Below are 21009 nucleotides of genomic sequence, written 5' to 3'. Positions count from 1 at the left end.
TTTTCCCCCGCGGGGATCGGCCTAAATACCTGCAGATTCGCATCTTTTTGGAGTTTGGAGTTGGAAGCTTGGAAGCAAGCACACTAGGCGCCTCTTTATATGTGACATATCACTTCGATTAGCCATCAAGCCACCTTTCCTTTCGTTATACATAGCGGCTTGAACGCTCCTATTATAACGACCCCATCGGGTGTTTTGTTGTTTCGCACACTTCGCGTGCTCAAATGGCTAAAGCCGCTAACAAAACGGCTGTCTCCTGTAAAGGATGCAGCCGTCGTTGTTAATTTTGGGGTGTCTGAACACCGCCGAGCCCGAGCTCTCTTTTTCTTGAATTCTTCCTGCAAATTTAGTAATTTCTAATATCCGCTATACTGAAAACCGGCAGCGTGCCGCCAAGCAGCAGCGCCAGACTTACGGCTCCGAGCAAGAGCGCGGCGATCAGCAGATCGAACTTCGTGAAAACCGAGGGATAGTAATACGTTCTTCCCCCTTTTCCGTCGAACGCTTTGGACTCCATCGCGACGGCCACCCGGTGAGCCCGGCGGATGCTTTGGGAGAGCAGCGGCACCGCATACAGCCGGATTGCCGCCACCCATCCGCGGGGACCGCGAAGCCGCTGTCCCCCCCTGATTCGCAGCGCATTTCTGCGGATGAGAAGCTCCTCCCAAACCATGGGGAGAAGGCGAATGGAGGCCATAAAGCTGTATGCGAATTTGGGCGGAAGCTTGGCGTTTTGCATCAGGGCATAGAACAAGCCCACCGACGGCGTGGTCAGCACAAAGAGCAGCCCTTCCGCCGCCAGCGTAACCGACTTGAGTCCGATATGAATCCCCCGGTAAAAACTTTCCTCCGTGATCCGAATAAGCCCCCATTCCCACCATAACGCCTCTCCTTTACCGAACAGCATCATGGTAGAGGAGGACGAGATAAACACCAGAATGAAGGACAAAACTACCAACAGGATTTTCCAGAAGGCATATCCGCTTTGCCAAAACAGCAGCAAGATAAACACAACGGCCTGATACAGCATAAAATCGGGCCGATGCGTAAACAGAGCGAGAAAAAACAGCAAGATCGACCCGCCCAGCTTCAGAACCGGGTTGGCCCGGTGCATCCAGGTCCGGTACGAAGGGGCAAACACGCCTTTCATACGCTCACCCTTTCGCCATTCGCGGCGGCCGTTCCCTCAACCCCAACGGTAGCGGGATTCGCGATGCCCGCCCGCGGCCGCCCCCGCTCCGTCAAGCCGCAGTCGGTCAGCACCCCGTCCCTGACTTCCCACTTCCGGGTAGCGATCGTTTCCGCGATTTTTTCCTCGTGCGTGACCATGAGAATGGCGGCCCCTTCACGCCGGAGCTCTTCGCACAGATCCAAGATCGCAAACGTATTCACCGCATCCTGACCAAAAGTGGGCTCATCGAGCAGGAGCACCGGTCTTTTCAGCACCGCGGCTCCCGCCACGCTCAACCTCCGTTTCTGGCCGAGCGACAACTGATACGGATGACGGGCCTCCAAACCGGCGAGACCGAAGCGGATCAAAGCCTCATCGACCAAGCGCGATACTTCCTCCGAGCCGGCCGTCTCTTCCAGTAAGGAAAAAGCGATTTCTTGGTCTACCCGGTTCCCGACAAACTGGAACTCGGGATTTTGAAACACAAAGCCGACCTCCCGGGCGACGGCTCGAACCATCTTGTTGCGGAGCTTGCTCCAGCTCATGTCTTGGCCTGACAGACGGTAGCCCCCTTCGGAGGGGAGAAGTCCCATCAGGCTGAGCAGCAAAGAGCTTTTCCCCGCTCCATTCGGCCCCGTCACCGCGATAAAATCGCCGGGGTATACGCTGGCCTGCGCGGCGTGGATAACCGGCCGTCCCTGACGGAATCCGCGAAAGTCCGTCAGGACCATGACGGGTTGCCCGACAGGTTGCCCGGCGGGTTCTCCGACGGATTTCCTTTCCGTCAACGGAGCGGTTTGCCCGTGCTTTTTCCCGGCCGGCTTGCACACCTGCGCCCCCTGCTCCCGGCCTTCCGGCGCTTGCCTATACGAGTCCGCCTTCTGCCCGCCGACTGTCGGACCGGTCTCTTGGTATGCCTCCAGGAAGTCGGCAACATAGCCGTCCCAAACTCCCGGATGCCAGATTCCGTACGCCAGCAGCTCTTTGCGGTAACTGCGGAACAACTCTTCCGGCGGCCCCTGTCCCAGCAAACGGCCCTCCGGCCCGAACAGAGCGACCCGGTCGACGAGCTCCAGCTCCAGCAATTCTTCGATCCGGTGCTCGACGATGATCAGCGTCCGCGCTTCGGCCACCTCCCGCACCGCCTGCCAGATTTGTTTCCTTCCCGGCGGATCGAGCAGGGCGGACGGCTCGTCGAGAAACAGCACCTCCGGCTCCATCAACAGAATGGACGCCAGGGCCAGCCGCTGCTTCATCCCTTGCGACAGCGTCCCGATCGGCACGTGGAGCTCTTTTAGCTCGAGCCCCACCTTCTTCAGGACATCCCGCATCCGCGGTGCCATTTCCTCACGCGGCACACGCCGGTTTTCCAGCACAAATGCCAGTTCCTCATCGACATACGGCATGCAAAACTGCGTGTCGGGGTCCTGGAACAACATCCCCCAGGCAGAGGGAAGCACCCGCTCCGAATAGCGCATGGGGACATCGACGAGCTCCGGGATCATCCCGGAAAGCACCTGCAGCAGGGTCGATTTCCCGCTGCCGCTCGGTCCGAGCAGCAGCAGCTTTTCCCCGCGCTCCACCCGGAACGTCAGATCTTTGAACACGAACGTGTCCTCACCGGGAAACTTTAACCTGAGATCCCTTACCTCTCCTGCCGGTTCCCCGGACATCGGCGTTTTCGCTGCGCCAGCCGGCGGGAGATCCGCATGGAAGCCGCCCATATCAATCGTCCAATGCCGCCACGTCTTTGGCGGTAACGGGACGGATCAGCGAAGTAACCCCGGTGGCCTCCACCGCCTTAGCCAGGGCATAAGCCAAATACCCCGCAAACAGCATGGAGCTTATGGCGCGCATGCCATACTTCGCGAACAACATCCACGTTTCATAATCCGCCACATAACCATAGTAGATATCGGGAATGAGGGAACCGATCGCCGAGCCGACTCCGGCCATGGCAGCCACCGTGCCCGAATAGTTGCGGTAGCGGAACAAGGCGAAGACCAGCTCGGCCCCAAGCCCCTGCAAAACGCTGTAGAGAACGAGCTGTATCCCCCACTCGCTGCCGAACAAAATTTCCACATGGGCGGCCGCCACTTCGGCCAGCAAGGCCACCCCGGGCTTACGAATCAGCAGAAACACGAGCGTGGCGGCAATAAACCACATCCCGTAAACGAGCTCATCCGCTTGAAAAAATACCGGAGGTACCAGGCCGTAAACAGAGCTCCAAAAATGATAGACGACGCCGATTACCAAAGATACCAGCACAGTCACCAAAATATCGCTCAGTTTCAACCCCTTTTTTAATACCGCATTCTCCTGTTGTTTCATGTGTTACCCCTCTCCTTTTTCGTAAATATCGTTGGAATGGAACAAAAAAACCGCCTGAATAAGCTCAGACGGCTGCTAGGTCCACAGGAAAATACACCCCATAAAGTGAACGTGCATTTCGGACGACAGATTCTCTACGCTGGCATTATCCAGTTCAGATTAACGGTCCGCAGCGGAGTATGCTGCCATCTCAGCCTGATTCACTCAAGCCCCCGTATCCCATATGCGATTGCAAATAATATACTCCAGATGTTTACAAATAGGCAAGGAAAAAATTTAAGCAATCGCTTTCGCGGTTGATTTCGTACCTATTCTGTGTCAATATAAGCGGAAGTGGAAACGGGTCCTGAGCGACCCGTTGAACCTGATGATGTTTAGGAGGAAACGACTTGGCTGCACACTGGATGAAATGGATGACTGAACTAACCTCCCGGAAGTGGATTTCCGGGCTAATGGGCAGGTTCTCGCATTCCAGGGCGAGCCGCCACATGATCCCGTGGTTCGCCAAATCCTATCGGATTCCGCTGCATGAAGCGGAAAAAGAATTGAAAGAATACCGGACATTAAACGAATTTTTTACGCGCAAGCTGAAGAGCGGTATGCGCCCGATTCACCCGGAACCTTCGGGACTAATCAGTCCGGTCGACGCGCTCATCACGTTTATGGGCGAGATTCAATCCGGCACGATTTTTAATGTAAAAGGACAGGATTACACTCTGGATGATTTGCTAAACCATTCTCCCCGGGTGGAATCCTACGCGCACGGATACGCCTTCGTGCTTTATTTGAGCCCGACCGACTACCACCGGATTCACGCGCCGGTAACCGGCACCCGGCTGGAAAGCGAGCACATCAAAGGAAGAGTTTACCCGGTGAACGACTTCGGAATGAAACATATGAAAGGCGTACTCACCCGGAATGAAAGACTGATTACATACCTGTCCCATGAACGCGGCGAAATCGCCTTGGTCAAGGTGGGGGCCATGAACGTCAGCAGTATCCGTTATAGCGACGAATCCGCTTCATCCTGGAACCAGGGCGATGATTTGGCCTATTTTGAGTTCGGCTCCACCGTCGTCCTTTTGATGGAAACCGGGACTTTCGAGCCGCTCCCAGACAGAGCCGTCGGCCAAAAAGTGCGGATGGGCGAACCGCTGGGCCGATTCTTCGCGCCCTCTACGAAACAGCCCTAATCCCAATCATGAGATCATGCGGTAAAAAAGGAAGAGCCATTACTGTACCGTAATGGCTCCCACGGAAGCGTTCAGCGACAACAGCGGTCCTCCGCTGCCCCGCCGGCTCCGGCCATCGGGGACCCCGCTGATTTCGCCCAACTCCGCCTTGGCCTCCACCTCGCAATTCAAGGAATCCGCCAGCTTGGCTTCAATGCTGCCGATCTCCGCCTCAACCTGCAGATCCGCTGCCTCTTCCATCCGCGCGATTCCCAGCTCAATGCTTCCCGTAGAGGCGCTGATCGAGGAAGCCCCTGCTATTCCCGCATCACTTAATTGCACCGAACCCACTTCACTCCTGACGCGGTAGCTTCCCTGAAGTCCGGTCATAGCCACATCGCCAACCTGGCTCGTAACATCATAGGAGACGATGCTCTCCGGAAGCCCGAGCGTATAATCGATGCTAAAATCGGAGAACCGGTATTTCTTTTGCGCCCATTTCCACAAGTTCATATCCGGATCATCCTTGGCATGCACGGCAATATACATTTCATTGCCTTCGGTAGTCACCGATATTTCCGCCTGGTCAAAAACCTCGGTAAGCACATCCCGGTTAGCCAACTTGTTCGCGGACCAGATTTCCGCCTCAATTTCGAGGTCGCTGCCCTCCGCGGCCCGGATCGCGATATTTCCCACCTCATTCTCCAGCCGGATTCCCGTCGCCCGCCCCGCCGGTTCGGTTGCGGATAAGGATCGTGAAGCGCCTTCCTTTTTCAGTTTGCCTACATGGGCGTCGACCGTATCGCTGACCGCTTGCCCCAGGCTTTCCGTCGTCCGGCTAACGATTTGCTTCGCCTGTTCCTCCGCCTTCAGCGTCTCCGTACATCCCGCCAACAATACCAGCACGGCCGCCGCCCCCGCCATTGCCGCGAGCTTGGATTTCGTTTTCATTTTTATCCTCCTGACAATGATGAGATCGGGGGACCGAGCATCATAAGCGCTTCATCAATTCGGCCCCCCGCCTTTATGTATGATCCTTCACAAAACAGATACCCTTATCATAATTCTTCACGAGCCTGCCGCACACGGTCTATGGACCGGACCCTCCCTGGACTTAAGTCGGGAAAAGTTCCTGCCTGCTTAGGGGATAGTGGAGTTGGTGGAGTTGGTGGAGTTGGTGGGGTGCGTTGAATGCGTTGAGTGCGTGGAGTTTGTGGAGTGCGTCGAGTGCGTGGAGTCGTCGAGTGCGTGGAGTGCGTCGAGTGCATGGAGTCCGTCGAGTGCATGGAGTGCGTGGAGTGCATGGAGTGCGTCGAGTGCGTGGAGTGCGTCGGGTGCATGGAGTCGTCGAGTGCGTGGAGTGCGTGGAGTGCGTCGAGTGGATGGAGTGCGTGGAGTGCATGGAGTGCGTCGAGTGCATGGAGTCGTCGAGTGCGTGGAGTGTCGAGTGCGTGGAGTGCGTCGAGTGCATGGAGTGTCGAGTTGCATCGAGTGCGGCGAGTGCATGGAGTGCGTCGAGTGCGGCGAGTGCATGGAGACGACTTCGGCAGCCGCTATTGCTTAGCTGCCCGCCGCCTTAACAGCCTTTTGGGGCGCTATTTCGGCCAAAATCGGCTTTTCCGGGTGAATAGCGGTCAAAAGAGGCCTTATTTTGCTTCGGCGGGCCCCAAAACGGGGGTTGCACCGCTTTTTCCCCGAAATAAGGCCTCAAACGTCCGCTATTTCTCTCCACTCAGCCATTTTCGACAAAATAGCGCCTCTTATGGCCCTTATGGCTCTGCCAGGCTAAGCGGACGACTTCGGCAGCCGCTATTGCTTAGCCGCCCGCCGCCTTAACGGCCTTTTGGGGCGCTATTTCAGCCAAAATCGGCTTTTCCGGGTGAATAGCGGTCAAAAGAGGCCTTATTTTGCTTCGGCGGGCCCCAAAACGGGGGTTGCACCGCTTTTTCCCCGAAATAAGGCCTCAAACGTCCGCTATTTCTCTCCACTCAGCCATTTTCGACAAAATAGCGCCTCTTATGGCCCTTATGGCTCTGCCAGGTTAAGCGGACGACTTCGGCAGCCGCGGATTCCTTAGCCGCCCGCCGCCTTAACGGCCTTTTGGGGCGCTATTTCGGCCAAAATCGGCTTTTCCGGGTGAATAGCGGTCAAAAGAGGCCTTATTTTGCTTCGGCGGGCCCCAAAACGGGGGTTGCACCGCTTTTTCCCCGAAATAAGGCCTCAAACGTCCGCTATTTCTCTCCACTCAGCCATTTTCGACAAAATAGCGCCTCTTATGGCCCTTATGGCTCCGCTAGGCATAGGCAGAAATAAAAAACGGCCGGCAGGTATCCCCGCTCGACCGTTTTTGCCTATGATTTGCCTATATGAAGACCGGGAATCTTCATCCCCGACTTAATATCAAGACTGTGGTTAGAACCAGGTTTCTTCTTCCCGATCGGGACGTCTCCAACGCCGGAAACGATATCTGAATATGCTGCTGCCCGGCACCGAAATTCCCCGGCTGCGCATCCGCCGTCTTCTTCCCATACTGCCACCTCCTCCCAGACTCCGGCTATAAAATGGATTTACCCGCCAAGAATTGGGATGAAACAGCCAGGGAGAATTTTTTTTGCGAATTTGGAGATATCAGCGAATTTCGGAGGGACTTTTGCCGGTGTATTGCTTGAATTGTCGGCTGAAAAAGAAAATATCCCTGTATCCGAGCGCATCCGCCACCTCGGTTACATTCATCCCCGCATGGAGCAGGAGATGCTGGGCCCGGTCGATCCGCGTCTTGATGATATAGGACTGGACGGATTGCCCGATGATTTCCTTGAATTTTATGGAAAAATATCGCGGCGACAAGCCGGCACGTGCGGCCAAATCCTCCACTTTATGCGGTAAACCGGGATGCTGAAGGCAATAATTGGCCACCTCTTGAATCACTTCGTTCAACTGGTGACTGACCTTCTTTTCCTTCGGCGTTTCCTTTTCCGCACGCAGCAGGTAAATGAGCAGTTGCTTCAGAATCAGCCGGGCTTCTTCCTCGGCGCCATACGCCTTGATCAGGAACAACCGGACATACCGGGAAAGCATATATTCAAAGTCCAGCGTCTCCTCCAGCTTGCGGTAAGGACCGGGAACTTCATCAACCGGTTCGTCGATATCGAAATGGATGTACGTTAACACCAGCGGGCGCTGAGGATTATGCGTGGCACTGGTATGGTCCCCCTTCCGGAACAAAAAGCAGCTTCCCGGACCGACCTGAATCGGCTGATCGTTCAACACCACGGTGCCTTCACCGCTCCATACATAAAACAAATCGTAGTTTTGCAGCGGCTTCTCCCGCTTATGCCATTTCCAACCGGGCTCGCATACAATTTTGGCGAACGCGGGCTTCAGGATAAACGAAGACGGGGATACGTGAAGCATCTCCTCACCTCCTCGGATTAAATGATTGTATTCATTACCTGGTCTTAAAAACCGATTAAGCCGATTATACTCCTATTTTTTCATTTCATAAATATCTTTCCACGCCTGCCCCATGCGGTATACCCCTTCGACCAAAGCGGCGTCATCCAGATGGGAAAGACTGAAGCAGGCCGCCGGTGGGCCTGGGGTCAGCCGGTACAACTCCCCGTCGCGAAACGTAACCCCTCGGCGCCCGGCCGCTTCCCGAAACGCGGCAAATTCCTCGGGCGCCCGCTTCCAGTCCGCATAGACGAGCAGGCCGGCCTCAGCCATCCGCAGCCCGAACAGTTCCGGGATGACCTTGGCCAGCGTTTGACGGAACAGCTCGTGTTTGGCGCTGTAGATCCGGCGCATCCGGCGCAGATGGCGCTCATAATCGCCCCTGCGCATGAAGCAGGCCAGCGCGCGCTGCTCCAGCCGCGCGGGGGAAACCGGCTCGTACAGGGCTTTGGCCCGTACGGCCGGGCCGACCAGGCCGCGCGGCAGCACGGCATATCCAATCCGCAGGGAGGCGAACATCGTCTTGGAAAAAGACCCGATGTATACGACCCGATCCTCGCGGTCCAGCGCCTTGAGCGGCTCCAGCGGGCGGCCCCGCCAACGGAACTCGGTGTCGTAATCGTCTTCGACGATGACCGCGTTCCGCTTGGCCGCCCAGGCCAGCAGCTCCTGCCGCCGCGCCGGCGACAGCACCGCCCCGGTCGGGAACTGCCGACCGGGCGTGACGTACAGCACCCGCGCGTCCCAGTCGCGCGGGAGGATGCCGTCCCCGTCCACGGGGGCGGGGACGGCCACCCCTCCGCAGGCGGCGACCGCCCTGGAGATCCCGTGATAGCACGGGTCCTCCAGCACGGCCGGCTCGCCCTCCCCCAGCAGCAGCTGGGTGAGCAGCATGATCGCCTGCATCGAGCCCTGGAACAGGCAGATCTGCTCCGCCTCTGCCGCAATGCCCCGGCTTCGCCGCAGGTGCGCGGCAATGGCGGCGCGCAGCTCCGGATCGCCGGCGGCTTCCGCCGCGCCGGCCGCGGGCACGGCCCGTTCCCGCGCGGCCCAGGCGAGCGCGCTCTTCCACGCCGCCTGCGGGAACCCGGCGGCGGGCGGCCCCGCATCCTGGAACGTGATGGTTCCGGCAGGGTCCGGAACCGGCGGCGAAGCGGATGCGGCACCCCCCTCCAGCGGCAGCGCCGGCTTCATCACCCTTTGTCCCCAAGGGGACAAAGGGATGTCCGCCGCGGCAGCCCGCCCGGGTATGGCCCGCCGGGGCTCGATGCGGGCCACGAAAGTGCCGCTCCCGACGGCCGAGCGGACGTAGCCTTCCGCATGCAGCAGGTCGTAAGCATGCGCGACACTGCCGCGGGACAAGCCATAAGCTGACGCCAAATCGCGGGAAGAGGGAAGGCGCGCGCCTTCCTGCAGGGTTCCGTCCAGAATCGCCGTCCGGATCGCATGATAGAGCGCCTCGTATTTGTAGCGGTATTTCCGCCCTTGCGTTTCCAGCGGAATCGAGAAATCCAACAGGAGGCCCCCATTCTTGATCTTTTTATAATTGGACTATAAAAAATAATGTAAATTGGTTCTTTTTATATGTCAATCGAGCGGCTAGACTTGGAGAAAACGTCAAAACTATCAGCCGAAAACAAGCTTAAGATTAGGATCAGGAGGAACTACAGATGAGAAGAAAAGAATTTACCGTCGAGGACCCCAGGGAAATCGAATCCTTTTTGCGGGAGATGAGCTTTGGATTTCTTGGCACCGTAGGCCCGGACGGATGGATTCGGGTCACGCCGCTCAACTTTGTGTACGACGGCCGCTGTATTTATTTTCACGGCAGTCGGGCCGGCGAAAAAATGAAACACCTGAAGCAGGATCCCCGCGTCAGTTTTACCGTTGCCAAGGAGTATGCGATCATCCCCTCTTATTTCACCGATCCGCAGCTGGCCTGCCCGGCCTCGGCGTTCTTTAAAAGCGTCATGGTCCGCGGCCTCGCCGAGTCTGTGGACAACCCGGAAGAGAAGGCCTCGGCGCTCACGCTCTTCATGGAAAAGCTCCAGCCGGAAGGGGGGTATGATCCCATTACCCCCGAAGACCCCAAATATACGGGGCAGCTTAAGGCGGTATCCCTTTTCAAAATCGTTCCGGAGGAGATCAGCGCCAAATTTAAATTCGGGCAAAACCTGACCGAGCCGCGCTTTAACGATGTCACGTCCGGATTGGAAAATCGAAATCTGGAGCTGGACCCCGACACCGTTTCGCTGATGAAACGATTTTGCCCGCAGCATGCCGGAGAGACTCCTGGGGACGCGTGATTAGACCGTGACGGTAGAGGGACGAAATGATATAATGTTAGGCAGTCAAAACGGCATTGTCCCTTAATAACCGATTGGAAGGATGAACGCGTGATGAACCCACTTGCGGAGCAGTTAAACGAGAATCTGAAAGCCGGCAATATCCATGTGTACGAAATGCTGTCCACCTTGGGGAAGGAGATTTATTTTCCCAAGGAAGGCATTCTGAGCCAATCCGCCGAAGCGGCGGCCGGGGCGAAGAAGTACAATGCGACGATCGGGATCGCCACCGAGGACGGCGGGCCGATGCATCTGTCGGCCATTCAGGAAACCTTGTCCGCATACAAACCGCAGGATTTGTACCCGTATGCGCCGCCGGCCGGGAAACCGGAACTCCGCAGCGCATGGCGCGAGAAGATGATCGCGGAAAATCCGTCGATCGCCGATAAAAGCTTCGGCAACCCGGTCGTTACGAACGCGCTGACCCACGGTCTCAGCATCGTCGCCGATCTGTTCGTAGATGAAGGCGACGCGGTCATTTTTCCGGACAAGAACTGGGAAAATTATGAACTGACCTTCGGCATCCGCCGTCATGGTGTGATCGTCAACTATCCGCTTTTCACGGAAGACATGAAATTTAACAGCCAGGGGCTTCGCGAGGCCCTGCTGTCCCAGAAGGATAAAGGAAAAGCGATCGTCATCCTGAATTTCCCGAACAACCCGACAGGCTACACGCCGGGAGCGAAGGAAGGGGACGAGATCGTCGCCGCGATTACGGAAGCCGCCGAGGCGGGCATCAACGTTGTCGTGGTGACGGATGACGCTTATTTCGGGCTTTTCTTTGAGGAGTCCTTGTCCGAATCGCTTTTCGGCAGATTGGCCGGACGCCATCCACGGATTCTGCCGGTGAAGGTCGACGGCGCGACCAAGGAAGAGTATGTCTGGGGCTTCCGGGTCGGGTTCATCACTTATGCCGCCGAAGATGCCGCGGTTCTCTCCGCGCTGGAGCAAAAGACGCTCGGCATCATTCGCGCGACCATATCGAGCGGCGCCCATCCTTCCCAAACCTTCGTGCTGCATGCCTTGAAATCTCCGGAATTCCATGCCCAGAAGGCGGAGAAATTCCGGGTTATGAAAGGCCGCGCCAACAAAGTAAAGGCGCTGCTGGACAGCGGAAAATACGGAGATGTATGGGAATACTATCCGTTTAATTCGGGATATTTCATGTGTCTCAAGCTTAAAAACGTAAACGCCGAGACGCTGCGGCAGCACTTGATCCGCGAGTACGGCGTCGGGACGATCGCGTTGGGAGATACCGATCTGCGGATCGCCTTCTCCTGCATAGCCGAGGAGAATTTGGAGGATCTGTTCGATCTGGTGTACCGGGGAGTGCAGGATCTCCAAGCGTAAACCCAATTGTCGGGAAGCCGTTATATACGCCCAAGCAGGGTTCCCCCCCTGCTCATAGAATACTGTGTACTAAATGATATCTATGAGAAAGGGGATTTGCAGAATGAGCGGTGTTGGAGAAGATAGAGGCGGATACGGCGGCGGATATGGCGGGGGCTTATGGACTAGCACGGGGGTTATCCTGGTGCTCTTCATCCTGCTGGTGATCGTCAGCCGTTCGTTTTTGTACTAATTGATATGCCAAAAGACCGTCGGAGCTTCGTGCTCCGACGGTCTTTTAAATTGGGAAGGCGGCGGCCGCCCGGTAACCCCAAGAAAGGCATCGTTCCCGAATTTTATCGAAAGAAATCCCCGTTAAGCTTGCCTTCCCTTACTCTTCCTCTTCTTCCCGCCATTTTCGCTTCCAGGTGGACCGTAGGCCCACAACCAGGACGATTCCTACGGCGAGACTGCCGATCAGATAGGTGAGGTTCCCGCCTGGGCCGAAGATCATCGGGATCCACAGAACCACGGCGATTCCCGACAGGACGCGGGTGGCGAGATTCACGATCTCCTTCGGGCGGGAGCCAACGGGAATCGGGTAGTAGGCGTCCGCGGGTGTGTCGCTATGGACATGCCGCAGCGCGCTTAACTGGGTTCCGGCGAGAAAGATGAAGAACAGGTAGATCGCCGCGCCGAGCCAGGTTTGTCCGTTCCATCCCACAATCAGCATTCCCAGCAAGGTCAAGCGGGCGATGATGCCCAGCAGCTCGCTGCGAATGAACGTTTTGGTCAACAGATAGCGGTAGGCGCCGGCCCGGGACCACGGGATGCGGTTTCCGAACGCGGAAAGCCAGCGGCGGCGAATGACCTTCTGCCCTTCCGCGGGCACGTCCACGAACCAGCCGAGCAGCAGCATAACCCGGGCGGCTCCCGATTTTTCCGCGGCGATGAGGTTTTCCCAAGGAACGTTGTGCTTCATGGGGAACCGCAAAGCCAAAACGTAGTTAATTCCCACCAGAACCGTAAACAGGGCGCTCTTCCACGCCGGCTGCCATAGCCAGGCGGCCAGCATCAGCCAGAGAAAGGACCAGCGAAGCAGCCTGTAGCCCATGCGGGCACGGGCGGTCGAGATCCGCAGCTCCTGCCATGCGCCGTAGGCGCTCAACAGCTTCAACACAAACAACACCGACACGATCAGCCACAGCGGGTGCCGCACTTCAAGATCCGACCGGATGTAGAGCGGCCACACTGTTAAAAGAAGAATATAAAGGCCGATGAGTTTATACACGATTCCGTTTCGGAAAGCGGGCTTAAGATATTCGCTCATCCCGGCTTCCTGCGGCAGCAGAAAGATCACGTCGGCCGGCTGCATATAGGTCCGGAAACTGGAGTACACCGTCAGCGGCCCGAGGAGAATCAACAGGATCCAGAGGACGGGAAGCCCCGGCGGCAAATTTTGCAGAAAAGCCGTATACCAGGCGGAGAAGGCAATCAGCAGCAGCAGGAACAGGACCGCTACTCCACTCTGGAATATATAAGGCACAAACGGGAGCACTTTGCTCCAAAAAGACGATTTACGCTGCCTGTACAGCTCCTGAAGCTTCATTTTCTAATCTCCGCCTTTAACTAAGCTGTAGAAAATATCTTCAAGCGCGGCACCCGGCATCCCGGCCTGCTGAGCGATCTCCTCCAGGGTCCCCCGCGCGATGACCGCCCCCCGGTGAAGCACGATAAACCGGTCACAGTAATTTTCGATCGTGGACAAAATATGCGAGCTGAGCAGGATCGAAGCCCCGCTCTCTTTCATTTCCAGCATAAAATCGAGAAGGGAACGGATCCCGAGCGGATCGAGACCCAGAAAAGGCTCGTCGATGACGTATAACGAAGGCCGGGCCACGAAGGCGCACATGATCATGACCTTCTGCTTCATCCCTTTGGATAGATGGATGGAGAGGCTGTCGGCTTTTTCCTCCATGTGGAACAGCTTAAGCAGCCGCTCGGTTCTTTCGCGGTAATCATCCGGGTTGACCCCGTAAGCGCGGGCGGCAAATTCAAGATGCTCCCGCACCGTCAATTCCTCGTACAAAAGCGGGGATTCGGGGACGAACGCCAGGGAGGATTGGTAGCCTTCAGGGTCCTCCTCCCGCGTCTTCCCCCGGACGGCCACTCCGCCGCGATGCGGTGTCATCAGTCCGAGGATATGCTTCATCGTCGTGCTTTTGCCGGCACCGTTCAGGCCGATCAGACCGACCATTTCGCCCGGCATCACCTCGAAATTGATATCATGAAGAACCGGACGTCCGAGGCTGTAACCCCCGGTCAACTCTTCTATTTGTAAAACGGGCGTTTCACTCAACACAAGATCCTCCTCTAACCAAACTCGTACTACCGCTGGATTCCATCACTAGCGTTCCTAGCCGGCTAGCTCCGCGACTGCTTCTCCTTCAGCCATCTTGGAGCCCCTTTGTTCTTCCCGTCCGTCTTCTTCCGGTCGTTCTTGCGGGAAGCGGACGGTTTCGGTGCCGCTTTGCCCGAGCGGGCGGACGGGCCGGGCTTGCCGCGTCCCGGCGAAGCTTCAGCCGTCCGGCCGGAGGCGTGGCGGGCTCCTGCCGTCTCAGCGGCTTGGAGCGCTTCTCCGCTTCCGGGCTTCCCGCTTTCACGCTTCTTTCCGGGGGCGGCTACCGTCCCGTTCCGGCGACTGCCCTGCGCGGACTGCGGATCCACCACTTGTCCGCCGTACATGCCGCGCTGCCGGATTTCGATCCCGAGCTCCTTGGAGAATTTGCGCATGATGAACTCTTCTTTCGGCGCGACGATGGAGACGGCCAGACCGTTTCGCCCCATCCGGCCGGTCCGTCCTACCCGATGGACGTAATGCTCCGAATCGATCGGCGGATCCAGGTTGACCACAAGCGATAACTCTTCGATATCGAGCCCCCGTGCCGCCACATCCGTGGCCACCAGCACCCGGATTTTACCTTCCCGGAATTTGCGGAGCGTGACGCTTCTTACCGTTTTGTCCGCATCCCCATACAGAGCGCCGGCGCTCAGGCCCACGAAGTTCATCTTCGCCTCCACCTCGGCGATTTCCGAGGTGTTATTGATAAACACGATCGAACGAGCAGGGTCATAGTGACGGAGAATCCGGCGCAGCATATCGATTTTGTCACGTTCGCTGACGAAGTAAACATGCTCCACCGTCTTGGAGGTCCGATGCTCCGGCTCGATGCCGACTTCCACCGCGTCCTTCATCTCCTGCCCGGCCAGTTTGCGAATTTCCGGATTGATGGTCGCGGAGAGAAACAGGAGCTGCCGCTCGCGCAGGGTACCGCGCAAAATATGCTCCAGGTCGGCCGTCCCACCAAGCTGGAACATTTGATCCACCTCGTCGACGACAACGGTTCGGACCGTGTGCAGCTTCAATTTGCGCAGCGCGAGCACCTCCCGGATCCGGCCCGGCGTCCCGACGATGAGCTGCGGATGCTGCTTCAGCCGCTCGAGCTGGCGCTTGATGGCCGCACCCCCGATCAGGGCCTGTACCCGGATTCCCAGCGAATCGCCGTATTTCTCGGCCTCCCGGACGATCTGCATCGCCAGTTCCTGGGTCGGTGCCAGAATCAATCCCTGCAATGCTTTCTCGTCGGGATTGGTGTTTTGCAGCAGCGGGAGAAGGTAAGCTAGCGTCTTGCCCGTCCCCGTCTGCGATTGCGCCAAAATATCCCGGCCTTCCAGAGCGGCGGGGATGCACTCCGCCTGAACCGGGGACGGCTGCGTAATGCCATAGTCCGCCAATTTCGCGGTCAGCGCCTCGTTAAGGCCCAGACCGGTAAACGTTGTTATCGTCATGTAAGTTCATCCTTTATCAATTCAATCGCGATCATTATTCTCATTATATGCGAAAAAACCGCCCCGACCAAATCCATCCAACCTTTCGGGACTTGCCGGCCGAAAATAAAGGGACGCTGCACCCTTAACGCGCAGCGTCCCCTTTCCATCCGGCACTATTTTATGTGATTAATGAACTGGTGTGTACGGACGAACCACCCACACGCTAGCTCTATAAATATGTCCGTTAAAGGCTGCCGTGATCTGTGTAACCCCGGGGCTAATCCCCCGAATATTCCCGTACTCGTCCACTGCGGCGACGGCAGGGTCATCCACAGCAAACACGGTATCCTCCGTAACCTTGGAGGTCAGGCCCGTTTCATCCGTGTAAAAGGCGGCTATATCCAGTTCGGTTCCTACCGACAGGGAATATTCGTCAGAATCGAGGAAAAAGCGGCCGGGGCCCGTTTGCCCTTCCGTCACTTCCACCGTTACGCTGGCCTGCAATCCCGAAAAAGTTGCCTTAATTACCGTCGTTCCGGGGCTGATGCCGGTAATATTTCCAAGCGGGTCAGCTTTGGCAATGCCCGGGTCCTGCGAATTGTAGCTCGAGGAATAGGTTACATCCGTTACCGTAGCGTCGGAGTAAACCGCCTCAACGACGCTATGCACGGCTTGTCCGACGGCCAGATAAAGCTTATCCGTTTGAAACCGGAGCTTGGAAAACTTCGGGTTAGTCGGGGCTTGGCCGGGCACGGCGATTTTTGCCAAAGGAAACGTTGTTTTAGAGCCCGTTTCTGTTTTTGTTAGGAGGGTCCCCGTGTAGACAAGCCCGCGGTCATCCAGGGAGATGCCGCCTTTCGAAATGTACAATTCGTGCGTTCCGAACAAGTATTTTTTGATCGGAATCGCATTATCATCCGTCAAGGTGACTTTATATTTATAAGACTTTCCGGCATATTCCGTAGACTGGTTGGAGATTACGGCAAACCCGTCCTCCATAGGCTGAGCTTGAACTATATCGCCGATCGCTGAAGCGGATAGCGCATCCGAAACTTTTTCCCACAAAATGTCCCCGGTTTCGGTCATCTTTTGAAGATAGTATCTCTCCTCCTCCGAATTGTATCTGGTCAGCAAGAAGGTTCCGTCCTCGGAAGGGAGCACCGCCCGAATTTCGTCGGTCTCCTTCATTTTTTCCCACTCCTGATCTCCATTCGGGCCGAATTTGGTTATGAACCGATGACTATACGGGCCCCATCTGGAGTTTACCTTCTCACCGGTTACAATAACTCCGTCGTCGGGAGTGACGACCATGTTATGAAAATAGGTATAGAACCCGAATGAATAAGTTTCGTACCAGGCTACATCTCCATCCGCATTTATTTTTAGAAGGAATGTGTGCGTCGGATACCAGTTGTCTGTTCTGGCCCCCCCGCCGATAATCGCCCCTCCATCCGAGGTTTTTTGGATCAGCTCCGCCCGTTGAGTGTAGTATGAGAGGTCAGGATAATTTTTTTTCCACAACAACTCCCCGTCGGGACTCAGCTTGAAGACAAACGGAACCGCACGGCGCTTCCGGTCAATATCTTTCCGGATTTGTTCTCCGGCGATCAGGAGACTTCCGTCGGAAGTCTCCGTCACGGCAAAGGCTCTATTGGTTGAATAATCTCCGTGTTGATCCAACACATCGATATCGTTTTTCCAAACGATCTCACCGTTGCCGTTTACCTTAACGACATGGGAAGCCCCCTTCTCGGTGAGTGAGGAACCACGATAGCCTACGAAAACATAGCCTCCGTCTGAGGTTACAGTAACAGCGCTTCCCTTCGCATCTGTTTTCGAGACATCGATGCCTTCCAACTCATGCGACCATTGCACAGAAGCTGCTTCTTCCGGAGCCGCGGCGTGACCGCTTCCGGACCACCCCGTCCAAAGCAGAACGGATGAAAGCATTACGACAAAGGGCTTGTACAGGTATTTCCGCATGAACAACACTCCTTCTAAAATGGAATATTCGGGAATAACAATGCAATTCAATTCCATTATTCACAAGGATATTAAGGTTTGAAAATACTTCCAATTACTTAATTTTCTGGGACTCTCCCGTGGATTCTGTCGAGCTGATTCTAGTCCTTCAGGATAACAAGGGATTGGTGGGCATGAAGGCCGAATGGCTCCCTCCTTAACGACCCGAATCATCGCCGTAGTCACGGAACGCGTCCGAAAGGACCGTACCCCCGCAATGGGCCTTTGAAAAAAGGGCCCAGAAGTGTCGGGGTCGGCCGCGCCCAGTCCGAAGCCCGATCGTAAAATCTAACGGACGCCATAGCGCCTATTTCGTCCTTTTCGGACGAATCGGAATTCTAACGGACGCAGTAGCGCCTATTTCGGCAAAATGAGCTCAGTTTGGCGGTGAAATCCGCAAATAGGCGCTACTATTTCCGTTAAAATCCAATGGAAGCCATTTCTGGCGAAATAGCAGCTATTGCGTCCGTTAGAGCAATCGGTGTGAGCGTAGCGTGATTCATCCGCTAGAGCACCTGCGTCAGCGCGGCAGCGATTCATCCGCTAGAGCACCTGCGGCGGCGCGGCAGCGATTCATCCGCTAGAGCACCCGCGTCAGCGCGGCAGCGATTCATCCGCTAGAGCACCCGCGTCGGCGCGGCAGCGATTCATCCGCTAGAGCACCTGCATCAGCGCGGCAGCGATTCATCCGCTAGAGCACCTGCGTCGGCGCGGCAGCGATTCATCCTTTAAAGCACCCGCCGCCCCCCCAAAGGCCGTTCTGCTCTATGTGTCGTGCCTCCCGCTGGACAGTTTACGGCCTTGGCCAGATGGTTTCTTTTTTCAAAGGAAGGACAGCCCTGGGCAATCACCTTTTGAGCGGCTATTTCGCTCGGGCCAACAAAAAAACACCGACTGCGGGAAGTCGGTGTTCATCTTATTTCTTATTCAGCATGCGATAACTGAGACGATCGGCCAGACGGGGAAATACTTGATAAAATTTCGCGCCGACCCCCGCGGTCCACGGAAGATTGATTTCCGTCGTACCGGTGCGAACCGCGTGGACCAGCGCCTTCGCCACCCGTTCGGGCTTCATCATAAACCATTTGACATTGTTGACGTAATGCCCCTCCGGGTCGGCCAACGAGAAGAACGGCGTATCGATCGGACCCGGGTTGATCGTGGACACGGTGATGCCATAGGGGCGGACCTCCTGACGGAGCGCGCTGCTGAAGCCCAGTACGGCATGCTTCGTGGCCGTATAAGCCGTGGATTTCGCCGTTCCGATCTTGCCCGCTATGGAGGCGATATTCACGATCCGGCCGGATCGGGCCTCTTTCATCCGCGGCAGAACCGCCTTCGTGCAGCGGACCATTCCCATATAATTCACGTTCATCATCGCTTCAAACTCATGAAGCGGCATTTCATCAAAGGCGGTAAATTTCCCGTAACCCGCGTTGTTGACGAGGCAGTCAACCCGCCCGAACTCCGCGTAGATCTCCTTGAAACCCGCTGCGACGGATTCGTCGTCGCCGACATCGAGTTCCACGATCTTGCTGGGCCCCATCATCCCGTTCCGGATTTCCTTCAACTTATCCGCCGACCTGGCGGCGAGCACCAGCGTGGCTCCCTGTTCCGACAGCATGCGCGCGGCTAAAGCCCCGATGCCGCTGGACGCGCCCGTGACGACGATTACTTTATTGTTAAGCGACATGCTACCCTTCCCTTCAGATCAGTTTCCTCTATTTTAGGAGATCATGACCTGAATATCCAATTCGCCGATTCCGTCCATGACGAGCGGAATGCAAAGCGCCTTGCGGGGAGCGGCTTGGCCGCCTTCGCTTTGGATCACCTTCGGCGGTGTAATATCCACGACATAGCCCTGATTGGACAAAATCGTGCTGGCATTGCCGCTGATCATATTGCCCAATTCGGAGATGGCGCTGCGGCCCATTTCGTCCATTTCCGTCAGCACGAACCCGCCCATCATCGCCGAGACAATGCGGAGAGCCACCTCTTCCTGCAGGCCGAAAATCACCATCCCGCTAAAATGTCCCGTCATGTCGATTTGAATCCAAATATGATCTTCCACCGGCTGGATTTCCTTGACTCCCAAACTTCCCGTCGAAGGAGAAACCTGAACGACCTGCTGAATTACGGTACGAGCCGATTCCAGAAAAGGATTGATTACTTCCGCTTTCACTATTACGCCCCTTTTCGCATAGAAGTTTAATAAACCGATACAAAAGTCCCGAACAAGTTTGGAATTTATTATACTTTATTCCTAGGTATAAGTCATTAAAAATCGAGCGGTCTCCGCCAAGTAAGTCTTATATCCTGAAAACCTTCCGAGGGGTTGTCATATCCGTGTCATTGATTTAGCCTAAAAAAATCCTCTATAATTAATGAATACGAGATTTCGGAGGAAAGGAGGATTCGGGTGAATATCAGTCAATTGGAAACGCTGATCACCATTTCGAAGACCAAAAGTTTTCGAAAGGCCGGAGAACTGTTGAATTTGACGCAGCCCGCCGTTTCCGCCCAGATCAAAAGCCTGGAGGATGAATTCCGCACGGTGCTGGTCGACCGAACTCAGCCGGTGACCTTAACGGACCGGGGGCAAGTATTTCTGGAGAAAGCGGAGCAAATACTGGATATTGTCGAAGAGCTGAAGCAGAAATTGACCGATCTGGAGCATACGCCACAAGGACATATCGTCCTGGGTACAACGACCTCCATCGCCATTCAAATTTTGCCGCGTATCCTGTCTTATTTTCAAGACCAGTTTCCCCTGATCAAAACAACGATTCAATCGATGCCCTCCAGTTTGATTTATCAAAATGTGGAACAAGGCCTGGTCGATATCGGGATCGGCTATTTAATCGAAAACAACCCGCAGGTGCTATCCACGGTGCTGTATTACGATACGTTTGAGCTCGTCGTCTCCCCACTCCACCCCTTGGCCGGTAAACCCATTCCCACGCTCGAATCGCTGCGAGAAGTACCTTTGATCATGCTGTCCCCCGATACGGTCGGACGCCGCTTCGTGGACGAAGTTTTCCGATCGCATAACATCGAGCCGCATATCGTCATGGAGCTTTCCAGCAGCGAGGAAGTGAAACGGATGGTGGAGATCAATCTCGGGGCGGCTATTATATCGAAGCAGTCCATCCTGAGAGAGCTGCGCCAAGGCTCCTTAAAGGTCGTACGCATCCCGGAACTCGAAGTCACGCATCCGGTGGGCGTCATTTACAAATCCAGCAGGTACGTCAATTCCGCCATGCAGCAATTTCTCGGAGACTTGAAAGGCATGCCGGAAAACCGCTTTATCAGTTCCGAATAAAATCCAGCCAGAAGGTTAACCAGGAAGGAGCCA

17 protein-coding genes are annotated in these 21009 nt (G+C 56.0%); 5 read left to right on the top strand and 12 right to left on the bottom strand.

Annotation, left to right across the window (positions count from 1 at the left end; translation table 11 throughout):
* Positions 1 to 346: 346 nt before the first annotated feature.
* From FRY98_RS24190 to FRY98_RS24180, 3 genes are read right to left on the bottom strand one after another with little or no spacing between them, the layout of a single operon-like run.
* Complete coding sequence (locus FRY98_RS24190; protein ID WP_148456959.1) at positions 347 to 1150, bottom strand: energy-coupling factor transporter transmembrane component T family protein; 804 nt, start codon at positions 1148 to 1150, stop codon at positions 347 to 349.
* Positions 1147 to 2844: an ABC transporter ATP-binding protein gene (locus FRY98_RS24185; RefSeq protein WP_211373362.1), complete on the bottom strand. Its 1698-nt coding sequence runs from the start codon at positions 2842 to 2844 to the stop codon at positions 1147 to 1149. The genes FRY98_RS24190 and FRY98_RS24185 overlap by 4 nt, the downstream gene beginning before the upstream one ends.
* 52 nt (positions 2845 to 2896) lie before the next feature.
* The gene (locus FRY98_RS24180; protein WP_148456955.1) at positions 2897 to 3502 is read right to left on the bottom strand and encodes an ECF transporter S component; all 606 of its coding nucleotides are present in this window, start codon (positions 3500 to 3502) and stop codon (positions 2897 to 2899) included.
* A gap of 389 nt (positions 3503 to 3891) precedes the next feature.
* Here FRY98_RS24180 and asd point away from each other — a divergent pair, with 389 nt between their 5' ends.
* Complete coding sequence (gene asd, locus FRY98_RS24175; RefSeq protein WP_148456953.1) at positions 3892 to 4695, top strand: archaetidylserine decarboxylase; 804 nt, start codon at positions 3892 to 3894, stop codon at positions 4693 to 4695.
* Positions 4696 to 4734: 39 nt separating this feature from the next.
* On the opposite strand, the gene FRY98_RS24170 is transcribed toward asd, so the two are convergent.
* The 3 genes from FRY98_RS24170 to pdxR all read right to left on the bottom strand — a co-directional run bounded on the left by FRY98_RS24170 (position 4735) and on the right by pdxR (position 9642).
* Positions 4735 to 5625: a DUF4097 family beta strand repeat-containing protein gene (locus FRY98_RS24170; RefSeq protein ID WP_148456951.1), complete on the bottom strand. Its 891-nt coding sequence runs from the start codon at positions 5623 to 5625 to the stop codon at positions 4735 to 4737.
* A 1677-nt stretch (positions 5626 to 7302) separates the two neighbouring features.
* Positions 7303 to 8088: a helix-turn-helix domain-containing protein gene (locus tag FRY98_RS24160; protein ID WP_148456947.1), complete on the bottom strand. Its 786-nt coding sequence runs from the start codon at positions 8086 to 8088 to the stop codon at positions 7303 to 7305.
* A gap of 72 nt (positions 8089 to 8160) precedes the next feature.
* Positions 8161 to 9642 carry a MocR-like pyridoxine biosynthesis transcription factor PdxR gene (pdxR, locus tag FRY98_RS24155; RefSeq protein WP_148456945.1) on the bottom strand — a complete coding sequence of 494 codons (1482 nt, stop codon included), beginning with the start codon at positions 9640 to 9642 and terminating at the stop codon, positions 8161 to 8163.
* Between the two features lie 155 nt (positions 9643 to 9797).
* On the opposite strand from pdxR, the gene FRY98_RS24150 reads away from it, so the two are divergent.
* From FRY98_RS24150 to FRY98_RS28710, 3 genes are all read left to right on the top strand, one after another.
* Positions 9798 to 10433, top strand: coding sequence for a pyridoxamine 5'-phosphate oxidase family protein (locus FRY98_RS24150; RefSeq protein ID WP_148456943.1), 636 nt, complete (start codon positions 9798 to 9800; stop codon positions 10431 to 10433).
* Positions 10434 to 10526: 93 nt separating this feature from the next.
* On the top strand, positions 10527 to 11822 hold the full coding sequence (locus FRY98_RS24145) for an aminotransferase class I/II-fold pyridoxal phosphate-dependent enzyme (protein ID WP_148456941.1): 1296 nt from the start codon (positions 10527 to 10529) through the stop codon (positions 11820 to 11822).
* Positions 11823 to 11925: 103 nt separating this feature from the next.
* Positions 11926 to 12054 (top strand): YjcZ family sporulation protein, encoded by a 129-nt coding sequence (locus FRY98_RS28710; RefSeq protein WP_211373355.1) that lies wholly within the window; start codon positions 11926 to 11928, stop codon positions 12052 to 12054.
* Between the two features lie 138 nt (positions 12055 to 12192).
* Here FRY98_RS28710 and FRY98_RS24140 read toward each other — a convergent pair whose 3' ends face one another.
* The 6 genes from FRY98_RS24140 to FRY98_RS24115 form a co-directional block, all read right to left on the bottom strand.
* Positions 12193 to 13410 carry an ABC transporter permease gene (locus tag FRY98_RS24140; protein WP_148456939.1) on the bottom strand — a complete coding sequence of 406 codons (1218 nt, stop codon included), beginning with the start codon at positions 13408 to 13410 and terminating at the stop codon, positions 12193 to 12195.
* A gap of 3 nt (positions 13411 to 13413) precedes the next feature.
* Positions 13414 to 14160, bottom strand: coding sequence for an ABC transporter ATP-binding protein (locus tag FRY98_RS24135; protein ID WP_148456937.1), 747 nt, complete (start codon positions 14158 to 14160; stop codon positions 13414 to 13416).
* Between the two features lie 65 nt (positions 14161 to 14225).
* Positions 14226 to 15650 (bottom strand): DEAD/DEAH box helicase, encoded by a 1425-nt coding sequence (locus FRY98_RS24130; RefSeq protein ID WP_148456935.1) that lies wholly within the window; start codon positions 15648 to 15650, stop codon positions 14226 to 14228.
* A gap of 168 nt (positions 15651 to 15818) precedes the next feature.
* Positions 15819 to 17615 carry an Ig-like domain-containing protein gene (locus FRY98_RS24125; protein ID WP_148456933.1) on the bottom strand — a complete coding sequence of 599 codons (1797 nt, stop codon included), beginning with the start codon at positions 17613 to 17615 and terminating at the stop codon, positions 15819 to 15821.
* A gap of 955 nt (positions 17616 to 18570) precedes the next feature.
* Positions 18571 to 19347 (bottom strand): SDR family NAD(P)-dependent oxidoreductase, encoded by a 777-nt coding sequence (locus FRY98_RS24120; RefSeq protein ID WP_148456931.1) that lies wholly within the window; start codon positions 19345 to 19347, stop codon positions 18571 to 18573.
* A gap of 33 nt (positions 19348 to 19380) precedes the next feature.
* Entirely contained in the window at positions 19381 to 19836 is a 456-nt protein-coding gene (locus tag FRY98_RS24115) for a chemotaxis protein CheX (RefSeq protein ID WP_148456929.1), read from the bottom strand.
* 237 nt (positions 19837 to 20073) lie between these two features.
* On the opposite strand from FRY98_RS24115, the gene FRY98_RS24110 reads away from it, so the two are divergent.
* Positions 20074 to 20976 carry a LysR family transcriptional regulator gene (locus FRY98_RS24110; RefSeq protein WP_148456927.1) on the top strand — a complete coding sequence of 301 codons (903 nt, stop codon included), beginning with the start codon at positions 20074 to 20076 and terminating at the stop codon, positions 20974 to 20976.
* Positions 20977 to 21009: the final 33 nt, after the last annotated feature.

The organism is Paenibacillus faecis (assembly GCF_008084145.1).
Classification (GTDB): Bacteria; Bacillota; Bacilli; order Paenibacillales; family Paenibacillaceae; genus Fontibacillus; species Fontibacillus faecis.
The sequence above is the reverse complement of the archived record's forward strand: the minus strand, read 5'-3'. Positions and strand labels throughout refer to the sequence as shown.

Coding starts and splice junctions, on each gene's coding strand:
- FRY98_RS24190 (WP_148456959.1), bottom strand. CDS start 1,150: ATGAAAGGCGTGTTTGCCCCTTCGTACCGGACCTGGATGCACCGGGCC.
- FRY98_RS24185 (WP_211373362.1), bottom strand. CDS start 2,844: ATGTCCGGGGAACCGGCAGGAGAGGTAAGGGATCTCAGGTTAAAGTTT.
- FRY98_RS24180 (WP_148456955.1), bottom strand. CDS start 3,502: ATGAAACAACAGGAGAATGCGGTATTAAAAAAGGGGTTGAAACTGAGC.
- FRY98_RS24170 (WP_148456951.1), bottom strand. CDS start 5,625: ATGAAAACGAAATCCAAGCTCGCGGCAATGGCGGGGGCGGCGGCCGTG.
- FRY98_RS24160 (WP_148456947.1), bottom strand. CDS start 8,088: ATGCTTCACGTATCCCCGTCTTCGTTTATCCTGAAGCCCGCGTTCGCC.
- FRY98_RS24150 (WP_148456943.1), top strand. CDS start 9,798: ATGAGAAGAAAAGAATTTACCGTCGAGGACCCCAGGGAAATCGAATCC.
- FRY98_RS24145 (WP_148456941.1), top strand. CDS start 10,527: ATGAACCCACTTGCGGAGCAGTTAAACGAGAATCTGAAAGCCGGCAAT.
- FRY98_RS28710 (WP_211373355.1), top strand. CDS start 11,926: ATGAGCGGTGTTGGAGAAGATAGAGGCGGATACGGCGGCGGATATGGC.
- FRY98_RS24140 (WP_148456939.1), bottom strand. CDS start 13,410: ATGAAGCTTCAGGAGCTGTACAGGCAGCGTAAATCGTCTTTTTGGAGC.
- FRY98_RS24130 (WP_148456935.1), bottom strand. CDS start 15,650: ATGACGATAACAACGTTTACCGGTCTGGGCCTTAACGAGGCGCTGACC.
- FRY98_RS24125 (WP_148456933.1), bottom strand. CDS start 17,615: ATGCGGAAATACCTGTACAAGCCCTTTGTCGTAATGCTTTCATCCGTT.
- FRY98_RS24120 (WP_148456931.1), bottom strand. CDS start 19,347: ATGTCGCTTAACAATAAAGTAATCGTCGTCACGGGCGCGTCCAGCGGC.